Raw genomic sequence first — 18849 nt, 5'->3', positions numbered from 1 at the left:
GACAACAACACAAAACCGAAACGGTAACTACCAACCCCGCCATCGACCTTTCAGCAATTCCATGTGTTGTTGTTTCATATTCTTTCCTGGTGATGCTTTTGGAATGATCCTGTCAACGTGACATTCTGCCAGCTATCTTACCCGGCTTTCAGTTCTTGCGCATTTTCCAGCAACTCCCGGATCTCGATCATGGAGTCCATGACCGCATCAGGTTCAGCCTCGCGGATATCAACGCCGTGGTTGTAGCCATAGCTCATGCACACAATCTGGAAACCGGCTGCCCGGGCCGCCTTGACGTCGCTGATGGAGTCACCAATCATGAGACTGCGCTCCGGCGCCGCACCAAAATGCCGGGCCGAATGCAGCAGCGGCAGCGGGTCCGGCTTCTTCTTCATCAGCGTATCACCGCAAACCAGAATTCCAAAATAATCCTTCACGCCCAGGTCGGCCAGTAACGGCTCGGTAAACTGTGCCGCCTTGTTGGTTACACAGCCAAGCTGATAACTTTCGCCCTTCATATAGTCCAGCGCCTCTTTCACGCCCGGGTACAGGCAGCTGCGCTTGCTGGTATTTTCCGCATACAGGTCGAGAAATATCGGGTAGGCCTCGTCGAAGTCAGCATCATCCGGCTCGCCATCCAGCTGCCCGACCAGGGCCCGCCGTACCAGTCGCTCAACGCCGTTGCCTACCCAGTTGCGTACTGCAGCCTCGCCATGTTCCGGGCGACCCACGGCTTTCATCATCTCATCGACGCAATAAGCAAGATCAGGCACGCTGTCCACCAGCGTGCCATCCACGTCGATCAGGATCATTTCCGGTTTGTTGATCATGGCTCCCTGGTACTCCGGTTACTTGCCAGACTTGGCCAGCTCGTCTCGCATGGCCTTGATCACCGTGTCGTAGACATTGGCATCGGAGTCATTCTTGGCGCCGAAGATGGCGGAACCGGCAACAAAGGTGTCCGCACCGGCTTCAGCGATTTCACGAATATTGTCCACTTTGACGCCGCCATCAATTTCCAGGCGAATATCGCGACCGGAGTCGTCGATGATCTTGCGTGCCTCGCGCAGCTTGTCCAGCGCTGAAGGAATGAAGGACTGGCCGCCAAAGCCGGGGTTAACCGACATGAGCAGCACCATGTCGACCTTGTCGATGACGTACTTCAGTACGTCCAGCGGTGTCGCCGGGTTGAATACCAGGCCGGACTTGCAGCCCAATTCACGAATCAGTTGCAGCGAGCGATCGACATGCTCGGAGGCTTCCGGGTGGAATGTAATGTAGCTGGCACCGGCCTTGGCAAAATCCGGGATAATACGATCCACCGGCTTCACCATCAGGTGCACATCGATCTCGGCCGTTACGCCATGCTTGCGCAGGGCTTCGCACACCAGCGGGCCAATAGTCAGGTTGGGCACGTAGTGATTGTCCATGACATCAAAGTGCACAATATCGGCACCGGACTTGATGACGTTGTCCACTTCCTCACCCAGGCGGGCGAAATCCGCGGAAAGAATAGACGGTGCAATCTTGAAATCAGCCATGAGCTTGCCTTCCTAAAATGTCAGTTTTCGCGCCCAAACCGGCACTGCCGTGGCGCGGCCAAAAAAATGTGAACGCGGACTTTACCCGAACATTCCGGGCTTTGCAGCCCCAACGGGCCGGGAAAAAACCCTTAAAGTCGGGGTTTGCCCAGAATCAACTGCAATACCCGGCGAATACCGTGGCCGACAAAGCGGGCACTACGGGCAATGGGATGGTTTTTGTCCAGATCCAGCAGCGCCTGGTCCGCCTCGGTCAGCAGTCCCGGCGCCAGCCGGCGCTTGAGCCGGATAATGGCAATGTGATCGGCAATTTCAAACTGGCGAAATACCCAGCGACCGACGGGATTCCAGCGACCACCGCGGCGCAGGTGCGAGACAAAATCGATAAAATACGGGTTTCCATCATTATCTATTATAGTGTTACCGCCACTGCGCAGGTCACAGTGCACCACGCCACGATCATGCATGGCATTAATCCGCTCGGTCATACGCACAAAAAAGTCGGCGCCCAACTCACCCTTGGGCACGGCCTTGGCGGTGCGTCCGTCAATGTGCTGCATCAATACCGCCCGGCGATTGGGCCGGGACAGCAGTCTCGGGATACCCGGAACGCCTTCCAGGTATCGCAGGGCGCGGACCTCGCGCCAGATGAGTAATGGCCCGAACAGGAAACCAAAGCCGCCGTGACCGGCATTGAAGTCCTTGAGCACGGCTTTTTCACCCTGGTACTCGATCAAGGCCACTTCCGGACGGGTACTGCTGCCTTCGTAAAACAGGTGGGTGCGGTACTGGCGCAGGCGGGATAAATCTAGCTGACTCAATTCTGACATGGGCCGGAGCATAAACCGCTGCCGGAACCGGGTCTAGTAAAGTCGATCCCCGTCAGTGACTGGTTCCGGACGACAGCCGTGTCTTGTTATAGACGTTGTACTTGCCGGACGGCTTTTTCATGGGAATGCGCTTCAGCTCTTTCAGGCTCTGGCTGTCATAAATCACCAGCGCGCCGTCATCGTCCCATATGCTTAATAAGGCGTAACGCCCGTGACGATCAAACTCCACGTGAGCCGCGGTTTTGCCCGGCTCTGGTCGCAGCGTCTTGACGATCTCGAGCGTGCGCTTGTCGATGATATGCACGACATCCTTGTTGGGACCGAAAAACACATCGGCCCAGGCGTAATCTGTGTTTTCATGACTGCGCATGAAAAATCCCGGGCCCTGCGTTTCGATGCGCTTGATGGTTTTCCAGGTCTTCATATCAATGATGCTGATTTCATTCTTTTTCAGGTTGGGCGTCGCCAGCACCGGCTTGCCCTTGTAGTCCCAGGTAATTCCTGAACCCAGGTGCGGCAGGCCGGTCAAATCAAGATCAGCAATCTTGCGCCGGATATTCATGTTAACCACCTGGCCATTCTTGCCGTTGCGCGCCGCGCCCATCAGGTGCGTGTAGGACTGATCGAAAAAGAAGTCATCGAGGTAATCTTCCAGCGGGATACTGCGAACCGGGAACCGGCTCTCGTCTGCGAGGCCTTCCTTGTAGCGGTAGTCATGCACCAGGCCCTTGTACACCGGCTCGGGATTGTCCGAATAACTGATTTCCCAGACTTCCGGGATGTCCTTAAGCGCGGCAACAAAACTTTCTCTTGGTGATGCCGTATACACGGCACTGACACGCGAACTCTTGCCCTGCTCGTTCCTGACCGGGATGACGCTAATGGGTTGTAACGTTTCGGTATCCAGCACCACCAGTGTATGCGGCAGGTAATTGGCCACCATGGCGTAACGGCCATCACCGGACACGGCAAGATTGCGGGTATTGATACCGGCACGCACTTCGGCAACGGTCTTCAGGTTGTACATGTCGAACTTGCTGATCCAGCCGTCGCGCGAGGCAAAATAGACAAACCGGCCATCCGGTGAATACTTGGGTCCGCCATGCAGGGCAAAGCGCGTGGCAAAACGATGAATCGGTTCCAGCTTGTCGCCATCCAGCACCGTGGCATGGTGATCACCCAGTTCAACAACAATAAACAGGTTCAGCGGGTCGGCCTTGTAGGTCATGGATGAAGACAGCTTGTTCACATCGTAATGGCGTACATGACTGGCCTTGATCTCTTTCATGCCCCAGTCCGGCACACTGGCCAGGGGCGAATAGACATAATCCACCAGCGAAGTGATTTGCCCCGGTTTGAGCTTGTCGGCAAAGCCCGGCATTTGTGTTGCCGCGCGCCCCTTGGCAACAACCTGCTCGGCCATGGGCTTTTTCAGTCGACCAAGATTTTCCGGTAGCAGCGCCGGCCCCATGGAGCCCAGGCGATCAGTGCCATGACAGGATGCACAATGAGTTGTGTACAGTTTGGCAACGTCGGCAGTGCCCGGATTGCCGGCTTCCGCAGAAGCCAGGACCCGGGGAACACTGACCAGTAATGCAACCAGTAACCCGTAACGCATGATGTATTTCCGGTTCTTGTTATGTTCGAATTCAGCCCCGAGCATGCCATTTGAATGGCGTCGCCTTGAGTCGCTCCTGGCCTTCAACCGTTTCAATGCCCAGTTCTTCGTCAAACAGGTAGCACGCCGGGTCCTCTTGCCAGGGATCCTGTGTCAGCTGCCAGGCGCGCACGCGGGTATTGCCGCCACAGATATCCATATAATGACAGGCCGAACACCGTCCTTTCAATGGTCGAGGCTTTTGTTTCAGGCCAGCCATTAACGGATCGGATACGTCCTGCCAGATTTCGGAGAACGGACGATCCTTGACGTTACCCAGGGGATAATCCCACCAGAAGGTATCAGGATGAACAACACCAAGGTTATCAATATTGGCAATATTGACACCACTGGCATTGCCGCCCCATTGGGCAAGCAAGGCATGCAAGTGATCCAGGCGGTCCGGGAAGCGTGATGCCGCCCACTTGAGCAGGTAAACGCCGTCGGCATCATTGTTGCCGGTAACAAATTCACGCGGACGGCCCTCGTTGATGAAGCGCAGGCAGGTATCGAACAACAGGTCCATGGCGTTACGTGTCATCTGGTGCACAACATCGGTTTTGCGGTTGATGTTGCCACGACCGGCATAGTTCAGGTGCGACAGGTAAAACTTGTCCACACCTTCCTGTTCCATGATGTTCAGCAATTCCGGTAACTCGTGCGCATTGTCCTGGGTCAATGTAAAGCGCATGCCGATCTTGATGCCGTGATCGCGGCACAGGCGAATCGCGCGCATCGATGCCTCGTACGCGCCGTCAAGATGGCGAAACCGGTCATGGGTTTCACGAATACCGTCTATGCTGATGCCCACATAGTCATAGCCCATGTCGGCAATCTGCTGAATATTGGATTCATCAATCAGCGTGCCATTGGTGGACAGGCCGACATAAAACCCCATGTTTTTGGCGCGCCGGGATATATCGAAAATATCGGGTCGCAATAATGGTTCACCGCCGGACAGAATCAGCACCGGTACGCGGAACTGGCGCAGGTCATCCATTACCGTGTACACCTCGTCCGTATTCAGTTCACCGGGGAAATCCTTCGGCGCGGAAATGGAGTAACAATGCTTGCAGCTGAGATTGCAACGCCGGATCAGGTTCCATATCACTACCGGCCCGGCCGGTTGCCGTGCCGGCAGCAGTGGTGTCGGCGAGACCAGCTCCTGCATGTATCGGGTTATACGGAACATTGCGATCTCCTCAGCTTAATCTCAATCCGGTCTTTTTCAGAATCTCGGTACTGAACAATACCTGGTATTCACGCCTGGCATCACCCAGCATATCAGCAATAGTCTTGACCTTGCTGAACACTTCATCACGGTTCCTGCCATGCACCATGGCAAACAGGTTATACGGCCATTCCGGCAAATGTCGCGGTCGATGATAACAATGACTGACAAAATCCAGCCTGCCTATCTTTCGCCCCAGTTCGCGTATATGCCGGTCATCAACATCCCAAACAGACATGCCGTTGGCCGTATAACCGAGCTTGTAATGATTGGGCACAATACCGATTCGCCGAATCACGCCGTGCTCCTGCATTGTGCGTACACGCTGCATCACATCTTCCGGGTCCATATCCAGGGCTTCAGCTATGTCATGATACGGCGTCGGTGACACCGGCAAACCACCCTGGGTTGCCTCGATGATCAACAGGTCTTTTTCATCAGGACGATACACGGTTGCTTCGCTCATAACGATATCAAGTCTCGGAACAGGTTTTGCGCTTGCACTCGCCATAACACATCAAACCTCGAACTTCAGTCCGATGAAAAACTCCTCCAGCTTTGGCATGTTGTATACCAGGTACCCGGTCTGCCGTTCGATCTCCCTGATCACGCTGTCGATACGCGCCGGTGATTCCGTAGCCAGTACAAACCACATATTGAATTCGTGTTCACGCCGGTAGTTATGCGCCACTTCCGGGTAGGCATTGACGATGCGCGTGACTCGTCCGAAGTCGCGTTCAGCTATTGCCATGGCCGCCAGAGTCAGGCCGCCACCCAGTCGCTCGGCATGGTACATCGGTCCGAACCGGCTGATAAATCCCTCCTGCTGAAGCTGCTGGATTCGGCTGATCAGTTCAGCCTCCTCGATTCCAAACCGGGCTGCCGTTTCCCTGAATGGGTGCTCGCACACGGGAAAACCGCCCTGCAGGCCGTTGATGATATCCCGGTCCACGCTATCCATAATTCAGCCTCGTGTCGGGCTCAGACGACTGACCGCCATGAACATACAGCGCGCCACGCTGCTTGAAACAGCGACTGCTGAACAAAACATCATGCGGAATCGCATCGGCGCCACAGGCGGTCTTCAGCCGGTCAAGGTTAGCCAGTACCGCTTCACGATCACGGCCATGAATCATGCAAAAAAGGTTGTAACGCCAATGCGGCAAACGCCTTGGGCGCTGGTAACAAAGGGTAACAAACTCGAACTGGCCGAAACAGCGGCCAAGGTCACGGATACGCGCATCCGGCACATCCCACACCACCATGGCATTGGCGCGATAACCCAGCTTGCGATGACGAACCACCACACCCATGCGTCGTATGGCGCCAATCCCGGTCAGGGATTGCAGGCGCTGGATCACCTCCTGCTCGGTCAATCCCAGTTGCTCGCCAATCTCGGCATAGGGGTGGCTGACCAGGGGCAGCCCCTTCTGAATGGCCTCGATCAATGCGCGATCCTGATCAGTCAATTTTTTCATCGCCTGCCTCCGCCGCCATTGACGTCATAGTCTTCAATCAGCCCGTGCCCCCACTGCAGCGGGAAACCAAGATCAATATGGTAATCCTCGACCATGGGTAGCGACATCACGGCGTAGCCACTGCGTCTTTCAATGTCTGCCAGAGTTGCATCCAGGCTGGCCTGGTCCGGCGCCGTGGCCACGAACCAGATATTAAACGCGTGCTCGCGCTCATAATTGTGATTTACCGCCCGATAGCTGTTTATCAAACCAGCGACTTCATCTACCAGTTCGGCAGGTACTGACATGGCGGCCAACGTACTGACACCCACATGGTTTGGCGCAAATACCGCGCCCACGCGGCTGACAACACCGGCTTCGGTCAACGTCTCGAGTGCCTGCAATACTTCGGCTTCCGATACGCCCAGCTGTGCAGCGATGTCGGCATAGGGCGTAGCAGTGAGTGGAAAGCCGTGCTGGTAGTCGTTCAGCAGGTGTTTTTCAAGTTCGGACAGAATCGTGTTGTTCATGGATTGATCCCGTTGCACGGCTATAGCCCGATCTTGCCGGCACGACTGGAAAAGAAAATGCCACTGGGTTTGGCGACCGGCACCAGCGCCAACTGTCTGAAACTGGCCGTGTCATAGACAACAACCTTGTCATCATCACGAACTGATACCCACACATGTTCGCCCCGTGGCGTAAACTCCATGTGCAGAACCGCCTTGCCTGGCGTCAGCGTCTTGATAAGTGCCATCGAGGCCACGTCAATAATCTGAACTACCGAGTTATCCGGGTGGGCAAAATTCACCCATACCTGCCGTGAATCCGGTCGAGCCATCACAAACACGGGTTGACCCTGGACATCAATTCTCCTGACAACCTTCCATGATTGCCTGTCGATAACCAGCACCTGGTGATGCCCTATCGCCGGTACGAATATGTAGTCACCGGCCATGGCCCAGCCTTCAAGGTGCGGCATCTTGTATACGGGCAGCTTTTTGTCACCACGACCGTAGTCGTGCAAGATCCGGCGCACACCCTTGTCCGGGTACCACAGGTCCAGCATGGCCATGCCGTCCTCACCAAACAGGCCGGCGATATAATAGCGACCATCCGGCGTAATCAGGGCATCATAGGGTTGTTGTCCGACATGTTTAAATTTCGTTAACATCGGGTTGTATTGCCCGTCAAAATTAAGCAGCCATATCTCACCGGCATCAAACAGGCTAAAGACGAATCCACCTCCGGGAACATCGGCCAATCCCACCACCTTTGATGACTTGCCATTGTTGCCATAACTCGCCGGTATATCGGCAACCGGCTCAAGGGTATCACTGCGAAAAACGCGCACCCCTCCAGGCGTGTAATTGGATACCGCTACCAGTCGACCATCCTGGGAAATGGCACCGCCAATACTGTTGCCCGACTGAATAATGCGCTTGTCGATACGCTGGCGCAGTACATCTACCCGGCTCAAGCCGCCGTCTCGACCAAAGACAAAGGCATAGCGGCCGTCACGAGAATAGACAACAGAAGCATGAGACAGGTCACCGAGACCGTTGACCTGGCCAAGGCGAGTACGGGTCGTGGTTTCAACAATGGCCAGACTGCCATTGGCACGCTCAATGACAACGCCAAGGTCGCCGGTACCACGCAGCGGCATGGCGCATGCAGACAGCAGCGTGATTACCAATACTGCGCTGGCGTGGGAGGCAAGCTTCATGGCTTTATGCCTTCGCGCAGGGTTACGGCGAGCCACCTGGCGTCAGCCTCTGTCAACTGGCCGCGCCACGGCGGCATGGCAGTGTTGCTGCGTCCCTCGAGTATGGTGTAAACAAGAAATTCGACTGATTTTCCCCGGAGAGTCTCCGGTAACAAAGCCGGGCCCAGGCCGCCCTTAAGGGTCATACCATGACAGGAGCCACAATCATGCAAAAGAAGATGGCGAAGTTCCTGCTGGCGGCTTTGGGGCACTGCAGTTGCAGCAGCGAGATCAGAGCCGGATACGGCAACCGGCAACAACAGCGGGAACGCAACAGCAAAACCGGCAAAGGTTGCGGCAAAAGAGGATTTATCTTCCCGAGTTTTGCTGGTCACAGACGTCACCTGGTTCATTTGTCGACATGTTAAACCAGGCAAGTTCATCGGCAAAGCTCACTACATCTCCAATTATTATGATTGCCGGCGCCTGGATAGACTGATCACGAATGGTTTCGGGCAACTTGCCCAAAGTCGTGATACAACTTCGTTGCGACGCTCTTTTGGTTCCGTTTTCCACGATTGCGACCGGTGTGCTGTCGGCACGACCGGCGGCCACGAGTTTTTCGCTAATCTGGTCGGCATTGGCAAGGCCCATGTAAAAGACCAGCGTGGTTTCCGCATCAGCAAGACTGCGCCAGTCCAGGTCCAGCGGTTCATCGGAACGGCAATGGCCGGTCATCAGCCGAACGCCGCGTGCCAGGCCGCGATGGGTCAACGGTATGCCAGCATAGGCGCTGCACGCGGCTGCGGCAGTGATCCCCGGAACAACCTCATACTCGATACCGTGGCGCACCAGGTACTGCGCTTCTTCGCTACCACGGCCAAAAGTAAACGGATCACCACCCTTCAGGCGCACAACATGATGGCCGGTCTGGGCCAGGTTCAGTAATACGTCGTTGATCTCGTCCTGGTTCATGTGATGCTGGCCAGTGGCCTTGCCAACATAGATACGCTTGACCCCGGGCGGGATCAGCTCAAGGATTTCAGGCGATACCAGCCGGTCATAGACAATTACTTCAGCATTCCGGATCAGGCGCAGCGCCTTGACTGTCAGCAGGTCAGGGTCACCGGGTCCGGCACCTACGAGATAAACTTTGTTCCCCATACAGTTTTTCGCCCTTTTTGACTTGTCCGGTTCTTGCCAGGTTGCACTGCAGGCATCCAGCCCAGGACAACCTGGCAAGAACTGCAGGGGCGCCTGGCCCCTGCAGTTCTGTTTCAGTTAGTAGACGTCATGCATGGTGTTATATACGTTGAACTTGCCTGTAGGAGTGATCAGGCGCTTGTCCTTTATGACTTTCTTCAGTTTCAGGGTCTTGTCGTCAACAACAACAATGGCTGACTCTTCCTTCTTGCCGCTCCAGACAGAGAACCAGACTTCATCGCCGGCCTTGTTGTATTCAGGCTGGACAACTCGCTTCGGACCCGCACCAAGACCAGCCCATTCAGCAATAGGCAGGGTCTTGAAGCCCTTGTCGAGGCTGTTTACATCCCAGACCGTAATACTCTGGCTGATTGCAGCATTGGGATTCAGCGGAGCATCCACCCACAGGTTTGTAGACTTGGGATGGCTCTTGACGAACAGTGATCCGCCACCTGCACCCTTGAGCGTGCGCACGACTTTCCAGGCGTTCTTGGAGTTACCCTTTGGATCAGTACCGATAAAGGTGATGTTTTCGTTACCCAGGGCGCTCGTGACCCATACCGGACCGTACTGGGGATCATTGAGGTTGGCACCGCGACCCGGATGCGGAATCTTGGTGACATCAATCAATGCTGACAGCTTGCGATCCTTGGAATCGACCACGGCAATCTTGTCGGATTGATTAGCCGCTGTCAGGAAGTAACGCTTGGTAGAGTCCCAGCCACCATCATGCAGGAACCGGGCGGCACCAATGGTGGTGACTTTCAGGTTGTCTATATCGCTGTAGTTGACCAGCAGGATCTTGCCGGTTTCCTTGACGTTGACAATAAACTCCGGATGCTCGTGAGAGGCGACAATCGCGGCAACGCGAGGTTCAGGATGATATTCCTGGGTATCCACGGTCATGCCACGGGTGGAGACGATCTTCTTTGGCTCAAGCGTATCGCCGTCCATGATGACGTATTGCGGTGGCCAATAGGATCCGGCAATAGCGTACCTGTCCTCGAAACCCTTGTACTTGGATGTCTCAACAGAACGCGCTTCCATGCCAATCTTGATTTCAGCTACAGTTTTCGGATTCTTCATCCACAGGTCAATCATGTTGATCTTGGCATCACGACCTATAGTGAACAGGTAGCGGCCGGAAGCAGACAGACGCGAAATGTGTACGGCATAACCGGTGTCGATAATGCTGACAATTTTCTTGGTATCACCGTCAATCAGGGCAACCTGACCACTGTCACGCAAGGTGACTGAAAACAGGTTTTCGATATTGAACTTGCTCTTCTTGGTTTTCGGCCGCTTGTTTACCGGCACGTACACTTTCCAGGTTTCCTTGATTTCCTTCATGCCATATTCCGGCGGCATCGGCGGCTCATGTTGCAGGTACCGGGCCATCAGGTCCACGTCTGCTGCCGACAGGGTTCCCGAGGTCTGGAAGTTTGGCATACCGCCCGGTGATCCATAGCCGATAAATGCCTTGAGATAATCTGTACCCTTCTTCAATGTGATATCGGGTGTCAGCGGCTTGCCCGTTGCACCCTTGCGCAATACACCATGACAGCCGGCGCAACGCTCAAAAAATATTTTCTTTGCCCGTGCAAATTCCGCTTCGGTTATGGCTGGCGCGCCGGGTGTGCGCGTCTGGGTGGTATCACGCTCTGGCACAGGCGCACCCTTGTAACGCATTTCACCTTCGGTGGTGCCCGGGTGTTCGGATTTGGCCGCAAACACGACTTGGCTAATGCCGCCAAACGACAACGCCAAAATCGCGGCAGCCGCAACGCTACCTAGTTTTTTGTTCATGGTTTGATCTCCTCAATTTCCTGAAACTCGCCAACGCCCGATCTTGCCGCTCCGCGAGCACTCCTAAGCATCGCAACCATACCCATCGATATTTATTACTTCATTGATGCAAATCAAATATATCTTTTTTGTACCTGTTTTAGTCAAGAATTGCCCGCTCGACCGCAACAAGCCGGGGACGGTGAAATCTGAATGAAACCGCGGAAATTCCGGACTCAGGTAGTCTTTTTTGCCAGGCGAGCGGTCGCCTGTTCACGCTTTTCCTGGCGCTTGCGGATTTCAATCATTGGTGGACATTTATGGGGGTTCCAGTAGCTCAGTTGGCAATCCAGACAGTAATGGCACTCATTAGCATTAATTTCACCAGTGGGCCGAATCGCCTGCACCTCACACTCGCTGGCGCAGGTCTGGCACGGGCGGCCGCATTCCTTGCGTCGACGCAGCCAGTCGAACAATCTCAACTGTGATGGAATGGCCAGGGCCGCCCCCAGCGGACACAGGTACTTGCAATAGAATTTTCGGTTAAAGATGGTGATAACCAGCAGTCCGACTGCATAGGCAACAAACGGCAAATCCCGGTTGAAATGCATAATCACCGCAGTCTTGAATGGTTCAATTTCAATATAGGGCAGCACCAGTTCCATGGACTGCAACGACAGCCCAAAGAGCAGGATGAATATAATGTACTTGAGTGCCAGCAACCGCTCATGCACAACCGAAGGGAATTCGATCTGCCTGATTTTCAGGTAACGGGCCAGCTTGTTGATCAGTTCCTGCAAGGCGCCAAACGGGCACAACCAGCCGCAATACACTCCACGCCCCCATAACAACAGGGTTACCGCAACAAATCCCCACAGCAGGAAAATCGCCGGTTCCATCAGGAACACGTCCCAGCTGAATCCATGCATTATTGAACTGGCAAAAGTCAGAACATTGACGACCGACAACTGCGCCAACATGATCCAGCCCAGTACCAGCACGGTAAACACGAGGTACGTATTCCGGATTTGAGTCAACACTGCGGAATGTCTCGCCAACCAGTCCTGGAATATCAGCAGCAACCCGAGAGAACCCAGTGCCAACATCAGAATGACAATCTGCAATTGTCGATCACGCCAGGTGGTCAGCCAGATCGGCCCATGCTCATCCGCCTCGAACTCCCTGCCAACCGGCACTTCCCGAGTTTTCCTGGTTCCGGGCTCTTGCCTGGTTTGCTGAACGCTTTTTCTCGCCGGTTGTGATCCGGGTTTTTTTGCGGCTGTTACGGGCTTTGTAATTTTCTTTTCAACGGCAATACCACGGCTCCTGGCCACCTCCTTCAGGGACCTGACGACAGTGGAATTGATTACGATGACTGTTATGGTGGCACCACTGATACCATCGATAGCCTTGTAACCAGGACGATCACGACCACCAATCTTGGCCTGCTCATTCATTCTGAGCCCATTGTACTGGTTTACGTAACGGGCTAGGTCTTCCTCGCTGACACCCACGGCCAGAATCGGTTCCTCGTGATGCAAAATCTGAATGCCGCGAATCGTGCCTTGCAGGTCTATACCGACCAGCGTGGAAATGGGTTTGCCAGAGTAAGCGGGTATGGCAAAAATATCATCAGTTCTGAACAGGTAGCCCATGGGGCCTTGCTTGCCAAGCACGACGGCTGCCAACGGATCGCCCTCAAACTCACCGACGCTCTGCCATCCCGGGAAGAAGCGATCAGCATGAGCGTCCACGGTTTCAGCGTTTTCGCCGGAATGAACCGGGAGCGGCAGAACCAGAACCAGCGCCAGCAGCAGGCATATCATGCCATTGCGGAATAATGTGTTCGGGTAATTGAGCGATCTACGCATTGAGCCTCTCACTCCATTACGTGCTGCGGGTCCTGTATCGATCCCGTCAATAAAACAACAGGGTTAACGGGAACGGGTTATGGGTTATTGCAACAGATACTATATATACCAGGATCACTATGGCTGTCGCGCCATTGATGATTCTGCTGCCCCTGTTGTGGCCATGATTGATCGCAAAATAGCCAAAACCTATATACAGGAACATCAAAATGAATTTTGCTGTCAGCCAGTCATTTACAAACGGGTATTGTCCAATGGCTGCAGCCAGCAGCCCGGCGCTGGCTATGAGAACCGTGTCGGATACGTGCGGTGCCACCCTGACCCATTTCCGTGCAAGCATGGGTGATTGTTGCATCATCCAGATACCGCGCAGAATAAACAGGCTGATACTGACCGCCACCGCGGAAACATGTACTGTTAACAATACCGGATAGAATTTTATCAACATCGCTTGCTATACTATATTCAACAATTAATCCGGAACCGGTGTTTATTCATATGACTGAAGTCCTGACGTTTACCCTGGTTGGTATCCTGGTCTATTTCGCTGCCGACTGGCTGCTTCGACAAATCGAAAAATTCCGTGGCAAGGAATTTGCCGAATATCGAAGCATCGTGTTTTTTGCACTGTTTCTCGGACTGGTTATGTTTTCCTTTGAACTGATAAGGCTCTATACACCGTCGGGCAAGCCGGGCGCGACGTCCATCACGCAGCAGCCTGCTTCTGCCGCGGTCCCGTCATCACCCGAATTGCCGCGTAAATAAATACCAGTCCACCAATAACCGACACCAGCCCACCCAGCCCCATCAGGCCCATGGCCGCAATCTGTTCGATACCCTGCAGGCCTTGCTGTGCACCGGCGACCTTGCGTTGAACGCCGTAGCCACCCGACCAAAGCAGCCCCAACACATGCAGCAACTGGCCGCCACCGTACAGGTAGGGTTGCCAACTGGCCAGCCTCGGCAATGGCCGACGGTAACCCAGCCGCGGCAGCAGTTCATAGGTTACACCCATCAATGCCAGCGTAACACCAACTATACTGCCATGGTAATGGGCCGGGATAATGACATTGCTGCCCTGGATAAAGAAACCGATCAGGCCGCCGAATCCGAACAACAGCATGGACGACAACAAGGCGGCCCGCAATGGGCGCTGCTCCTTGCCTGCCGGTCCACTCGTGGCCAGGCCGTACATCAGCGCTATCGCCAGCGGCAGGGTCGCCAGGCTGCCGCCATAACGCATTAGCCAGGTAAACAGCTTGACGTGCTCCACCGATGTTATGCCGTAGGAATAGTAAATTGGCGGAACCAGGAAAACGGCAAACAAGCCGACTGCAAACAACAGCAATATGACCCTTGGACTGACAGGTATTCGAACATTACTGCTGCTTGCCAGCCATACCCAGCCGATCAGCATCAACAGGGTATAACTAAACTGCAATACATGACCGCCACCCCAGTACAGCAACTCGTAATACGGCTTGCCTTCGAGAAATGGCGGCATCGCCATCCATGACCAGGCAAATGCCATGAATGCCATAACAACAGAGATTGCCGTCGCGTTCAGTCCAAATCGCAATGATCCCACCGGTTGCATGTACTGACCCACCAGCGGAATCGCAAACATGGCCCGCACTACCAGCAAACCGATGCCAGCAGCAAATATCAGCAGACCGGCAATGAATGTTGTCTGCTGAAGCATGGGAATATAGTTGCTCATTACCGGGTTGCCATCTGCCACGAAAGGCGCCAATACCATTACCAGCGTTCCCAGGGACGCCGTAACCAGTGACAGCCAGCCCAGCCACATCATCCTTGAAGTGCAGTTAATACTCCACAGTACGCCGGCAAACGCCAGGAACCAAACGAGTACCGACAGGTCCACGTGTACAACAAGCGCGGTATGAAAAAAATCAATCCATGGTATTACATTCTGCGCACCCGGGGTGCGCGACAGTACCAGCAATACCGAGAATACGCCGGAGGCGAGCAATGCCAGGATGCCGAGCCATAACCAGCCTATGGCGAGCTGTCGTCTCTGGTCCCCGGGCAGCTCCAGCACGTAATGTTCATTGTTCATATTCAAGAATAGATATAACTATTATTATTTCCGTGATTGAATAAAGGTTGGCAATTACTTCTGCCAACAGGCATGACAATCACTCTATTATAAACCGGTTGCCGGCGGTATCAAAATTGATAACCAGTACCTGCGCCGGCTTAAGACTGATCTGTGCAACCTGCCTGTGCGTAGGCCCGGCAGCCCGGACATCATCGGACATCTCCAGCAGTAACTCATGTTCACCGGCTGCTACACTAAAACGCTGGTAGGTAGCCGAACTTCCGTCATTGTGCAGACCACTTGGCTGCAGGACAGTACGAATCAGATTTTTTCCATCCAGTCCCATGCTCAACTTAACAGGGGATCTCTCCCTTGGACATATTTCCGTTGGCACCAGGTTACGTGGATAGCCTTCTGTCTCCTTTGCCGTAGGCTTCCTGCAGTTACCAACTGTCTTACCACCATGATTCAGGGTCAGCTTTATTACCGCCTGACCCTCTGGCAAAAAAGTATACGACGGACTGACAGACAAGAACCCCAGGAAGGCTGCAAAGCCGCCATAAAAAACCGCCTGCCCGGCATATCGCAAGAACTTTTTCATAATTTCACCGGGTTACCGTCATTCACCCTGTTTCTCCAGGAATTGATGGAACCGTGCATCCATGGACTTGAAATGGTTGCCAAACCAGCTGTTCAAATGACTGGCCATTTCCGCGTCGCTGTACTCCTGCTCGTCTTCGTACTTGTCCATAATGTCGCGCAACCCGTCGAGTAACTGCTCATGATCGTCCTTGTGCTGCACATACTCGTCATAATCGAGTTCACGCATCACCCTTTCTTCGAGCGCAAAATGGGCTGCCATCCTTGCATAAACTTCGCCCAGAAAGTCCTGGAGCTGTTCCGATGAATTGTTTTCGGCCAGGGCGGTATGGAGCTCATTGATCAGATCAATAAGTTGTCGATGCTCGTGATCCACATCCGCGATGCCAAGCTCAAAGTCATCGCGCCATTCAATCAGGCTCATGATGCTTCCCCCCTGTCTTTCGGCAAGCCCTTGTGCACGGAAAGCTCAACGCTACCAATACCGCTTTCCAGGCCGGCCAGGCTTTCGCGAAAGCTCTCCGCTGAGTCATAAAACAGGTCCGGTGCCCGTCGCCAGTTGCAACCGATGCGCTGCCTGGGAATACGCTGTCTCAAGCGTGGATCCCGCTTGCGGTCAAGTCGCTCACTCATCCAGTCAATGCCAAACCGGTGGTAACAGGCGCCATCCTTGCAGCCCGACAGGTAGATCCCGTCAGCGTGCCCGCGTGACAGCACAAAATCAATAAACGAAGGAGGCAAGGCACTGATACACGGCAGCTCGATGACAGCCGTATCGACACCGGCCTCTGTGACTCTTTTACCGTGCTCGCAACTGAACACCATGACACGGGATTTTCCATCAAGTGCTGCGCTGGCCTGCAGCACCTGGTCCCGCAAACTGCTTATGGTCAACGACGGCATATCTATGCCGGGCACCAGCGCGGTCTTCCTGCGATAGGGTGTTGAGGTTGGGCAGGCTCCGGCACAGATACCGCAGGCAACACAAAGGTCCGGATCAACAAGAGCCTGCTCCGTATAGGGCAGCCCGTCGGTTCTGGGGACCATGGTTACCGCATCGTATGGGCAGTCATCGAAACACAGCTTGCAGCCGTTGCAATTGGACAGGTCCACACGCGCAGCCGGCGGGTCCTTCTTTCGCGGCAACCACGGTAACACCGCCAGCAACAAGCTGACCCCCAGTAACAAGGCCCACACGGTACCAGGCGACCAGCGCTCGATAAGCGGGTAAAAATACAGGTAGAACCAGTCTATCGGCAATGTCGTTACCGAAATATCAAGATTGGCCGGCGGCTGGCTGACTGCAGGCTTGAACAGCGATAACACAATCAGCGCTAGCAGGCTGCCCCAGGCGAGTTCACGTGGCGGGTTGCTGGCCGGGTTTGCAATTCGTTCGATATGGATCCACATGCCCAGCAACATGAACAGTGGTACGCCAATATGCAGGAATACCAGCAGCGAAAAGAGCCTGTCATCAATGCTGGCCTGGCTCATGAAGTTTCGGGCCATCGGCTCGCTGTAGAGTGGCAGCCAATCAAACCATTCAGCAGTGGTAGTGGCAATATACTGGGCCAATTCATCCCAAACCAGCCAATAACCACCTATGCCTGCTGCGTACATCAACCATACCAATGGAAAGCCGGTAGACCAGGAATACCACCGTGCGCCACGATAGCGGTCGTACACGTACTCTCGCAGCATGTGCAAGAACACCAGCACCACCATTGCATCGGAGGCGTAGCGGTGCAGACTGCGCATCACTCCGCCAAGATACCACTGCGATACTGTCAGGCTTTCGATGGACTGGTAGGCGCCGTTGATGCTGGTGTCAAAGAAGATGTACAGGTACAGTCCGGACACCGCAACAATCCAGAACATGAAAAACGACAGGGACCCCAGTGCATGCAGGGGATTGAGGCGGGAGCCGAACGCCAGGCCCAGTATCTTTTCACCGATACCAAACAAAAATCGACCTGGTTTTTTTATAACCCCGTGCAAAGCATTATCTCCACAGACATTTTAACTGAACACACCTCCCCTGACATTCTACTTTCCATGATCGTGCCGCCGCCATTCCCTGAAAATAATCCAGGCGAATGCCAGCAGGGTTGTGATTCCAATTATCATGCCTATAAACATTGAGTAGTCAAATATGTATCGATCGGTTTTGGGGTCGTAGACAGTACAAAATAACCTGATCCTGTTTTCCAGGTGATCCACCACGGAACTGGTTCCAGGCTTTCCGTAAACAAGTTGCTTGAGTGGCTCGATCAGCATCGGTGTGCTGAACTTCATATCGTACACCTGGCGATAGACCCTGCCCTGTGCATCAATTATCGACGCCTGGATCAGGTGGTCAAAACCCATGGCGCTGGGCTTGAATATAAACCCCAGGTCCCTTGTCAGGCCGGTCATCGTATCGCTGTCCATGCTCAGGAAATACCAGCCGCCCATGTCCACCGCTTGCTCGGCAGCAAACCTGGCCATCACCTCAGGCTTGTCACGGTCCACATCGAAGCCAATGGTCAAAACAACAAAGCTGTCGTCACCCAGTGCCGAGCGCGCCTTGCGTACAACGCTCGCCAGGTGCCGCGTAGTGGTAGGACATATGTGATAACAGCTGGTGTAAATCAGGCTTATTACAACCGGCTTGCCGCGCAGGGTTTTCAGCTCGAAAGCTGTGCCATCAGGCTGCTTCAGCGTGTAATCGCCCAGCATCTTGCCTATGGCCGCCTGGCTGATAGACAGCGTGGATTTGTCGTCAGCTGACTTGGTAGTCGCTTGCCCGACCAGGGGCGCCCAGCCACAACAAAGCAGGAACAACCCGGTGAGAATCCTGGATATTGATAATACTGCGCTCATTACACTCTGTCGGTCATTGTTGTCGTTGTATTGAAAAAAACGGGG

At 54.3% G+C, this 18849-nt stretch carries 21 protein-coding genes; 1 reads left to right on the top strand and 20 read right to left on the bottom strand.

Going from position 1 to position 18849, the window contains the following annotated elements:
• Positions 1 to 137: 137 nt before the first annotated feature.
• The 15 genes from OEZ10_05140 to OEZ10_05070 all read right to left on the bottom strand — a co-directional run bounded on the left by OEZ10_05140 (position 138) and on the right by OEZ10_05070 (position 13728).
• Positions 138 to 830, bottom strand: coding sequence for a phosphoglycolate phosphatase (locus tag OEZ10_05140; protein ID MDH5632365.1), 693 nt, complete (start codon positions 828 to 830; stop codon positions 138 to 140).
• Positions 831 to 848: 18 nt separating this feature from the next.
• Complete coding sequence (gene rpe / locus OEZ10_05135) at positions 849 to 1541, bottom strand: ribulose-phosphate 3-epimerase (protein MDH5632364.1); 693 nt, start codon at positions 1539 to 1541, stop codon at positions 849 to 851.
• A 131-nt stretch (positions 1542 to 1672) separates the two neighbouring features.
• Positions 1673 to 2371, bottom strand: a complete 699-nt coding sequence (locus OEZ10_05130; protein ID MDH5632363.1) for a hypothetical protein — start codon at positions 2369 to 2371, stop codon at positions 1673 to 1675.
• Between the two features lie 52 nt (positions 2372 to 2423).
• Positions 2424 to 3989 (bottom strand): nitrite reductase, encoded by a 1566-nt coding sequence (locus tag OEZ10_05125; GenBank protein MDH5632362.1) that lies wholly within the window; start codon positions 3987 to 3989, stop codon positions 2424 to 2426.
• Positions 3990 to 4020: 31 nt separating this feature from the next.
• Positions 4021 to 5220: a heme d1 biosynthesis radical SAM protein NirJ gene (gene nirJ, locus OEZ10_05120; GenBank protein MDH5632361.1), complete on the bottom strand. Its 1200-nt coding sequence runs from the start codon at positions 5218 to 5220 to the stop codon at positions 4021 to 4023.
• A 10-nt stretch (positions 5221 to 5230) separates the two neighbouring features.
• Positions 5231 to 5725 (bottom strand): Lrp/AsnC family transcriptional regulator, encoded by a 495-nt coding sequence (locus OEZ10_05115; protein MDH5632360.1) that lies wholly within the window; start codon positions 5723 to 5725, stop codon positions 5231 to 5233.
• 51 nt (positions 5726 to 5776) lie between these two features.
• Positions 5777 to 6220, bottom strand: a complete 444-nt coding sequence (locus tag OEZ10_05110; protein ID MDH5632359.1) for an Lrp/AsnC family transcriptional regulator — start codon at positions 6218 to 6220, stop codon at positions 5777 to 5779.
• A complete protein-coding gene (locus tag OEZ10_05105) occupies positions 6213 to 6737 on the bottom strand; it encodes an AsnC family transcriptional regulator (protein ID MDH5632358.1) in 525 nt (174 codons plus the stop codon). Before OEZ10_05105 ends, OEZ10_05110 begins: the two co-directional genes overlap by 8 nt.
• The gene (locus OEZ10_05100) at positions 6734 to 7246 is read right to left on the bottom strand and encodes an Lrp/AsnC family transcriptional regulator (GenBank protein MDH5632357.1); all 513 of its coding nucleotides are present in this window, start codon (positions 7244 to 7246) and stop codon (positions 6734 to 6736) included. The genes OEZ10_05105 and OEZ10_05100 overlap by 4 nt, the downstream gene beginning before the upstream one ends.
• Before the next feature lie 20 nt (positions 7247 to 7266).
• Entirely contained in the window at positions 7267 to 8442 is a 1176-nt protein-coding gene (locus OEZ10_05095; protein ID MDH5632356.1) for a protein nirF, read from the bottom strand.
• Entirely contained in the window at positions 8439 to 8741 is a 303-nt protein-coding gene (locus OEZ10_05090) for a cytochrome c (protein ID MDH5632355.1), read from the bottom strand. Before OEZ10_05090 ends, OEZ10_05095 begins: the two co-directional genes overlap by 4 nt.
• A 49-nt stretch (positions 8742 to 8790) precedes the next feature.
• Positions 8791 to 9585, bottom strand: a complete 795-nt coding sequence (cobA, locus tag OEZ10_05085) for a uroporphyrinogen-III C-methyltransferase (GenBank protein ID MDH5632354.1) — start codon at positions 9583 to 9585, stop codon at positions 8791 to 8793.
• Positions 9586 to 9702: 117 nt separating this feature from the next.
• Positions 9703 to 11430, bottom strand: coding sequence for a nitrite reductase (locus OEZ10_05080; GenBank protein MDH5632353.1), 1728 nt, complete (start codon positions 11428 to 11430; stop codon positions 9703 to 9705).
• A 215-nt stretch (positions 11431 to 11645) separates the two neighbouring features.
• On the bottom strand, positions 11646 to 13280 hold the full coding sequence (locus OEZ10_05075) for a NosR/NirI family protein (protein ID MDH5632352.1): 1635 nt from the start codon (positions 13278 to 13280) through the stop codon (positions 11646 to 11648).
• A gap of 46 nt (positions 13281 to 13326) precedes the next feature.
• Positions 13327 to 13728: a SirB2 family protein gene (locus OEZ10_05070; GenBank protein MDH5632351.1), complete on the bottom strand. Its 402-nt coding sequence runs from the start codon at positions 13726 to 13728 to the stop codon at positions 13327 to 13329.
• A 50-nt stretch (positions 13729 to 13778) separates the two neighbouring features.
• Here OEZ10_05070 and OEZ10_05065 point away from each other — a divergent pair, with 50 nt between their 5' ends.
• Positions 13779 to 14045, top strand: a complete 267-nt coding sequence (locus OEZ10_05065) for a hypothetical protein (GenBank protein MDH5632350.1) — start codon at positions 13779 to 13781, stop codon at positions 14043 to 14045.
• Here OEZ10_05065 and OEZ10_05060 read toward each other — a convergent pair.
• From OEZ10_05060 to OEZ10_05040, 5 genes are all read right to left on the bottom strand, one after another.
• Positions 13987 to 15360 carry a cbb3-type cytochrome c oxidase subunit I gene (locus OEZ10_05060; protein ID MDH5632349.1) on the bottom strand — a complete coding sequence of 458 codons (1374 nt, stop codon included), beginning with the start codon at positions 15358 to 15360 and terminating at the stop codon, positions 13987 to 13989. The two genes, OEZ10_05065 and OEZ10_05060, sit on opposite strands and share 59 nt — an antisense overlap.
• Positions 15361 to 15439: 79 nt before the next feature.
• Positions 15440 to 15694, bottom strand: a complete 255-nt coding sequence (locus tag OEZ10_05055; protein ID MDH5632348.1) for a hypothetical protein — start codon at positions 15692 to 15694, stop codon at positions 15440 to 15442.
• 267 nt (positions 15695 to 15961) lie between these two features.
• Positions 15962 to 16366: a bacteriohemerythrin gene (locus OEZ10_05050; GenBank protein ID MDH5632347.1), complete on the bottom strand. Its 405-nt coding sequence runs from the start codon at positions 16364 to 16366 to the stop codon at positions 15962 to 15964.
• The gene (locus tag OEZ10_05045; GenBank protein ID MDH5632346.1) at positions 16363 to 17940 is read right to left on the bottom strand and encodes a cytochrome b N-terminal domain-containing protein; all 1578 of its coding nucleotides are present in this window, start codon (positions 17938 to 17940) and stop codon (positions 16363 to 16365) included. Before OEZ10_05045 ends, OEZ10_05050 begins: the two co-directional genes overlap by 4 nt.
• 48 nt (positions 17941 to 17988) lie before the next feature.
• Entirely contained in the window at positions 17989 to 18804 is an 816-nt protein-coding gene (locus tag OEZ10_05040) for an SCO family protein (GenBank protein MDH5632345.1), read from the bottom strand.
• Positions 18805 to 18849 lie beyond the last annotated feature (45 nt).

The sequence above is a fragment of the Gammaproteobacteria bacterium genome, from assembly GCA_029880545.1.
Classification (GTDB): Bacteria; Pseudomonadota; Gammaproteobacteria; order Acidiferrobacterales; family SZUA-150; genus JAOUOD01.
This window is presented reverse-complemented; position numbering and strand designations above follow the sequence as displayed.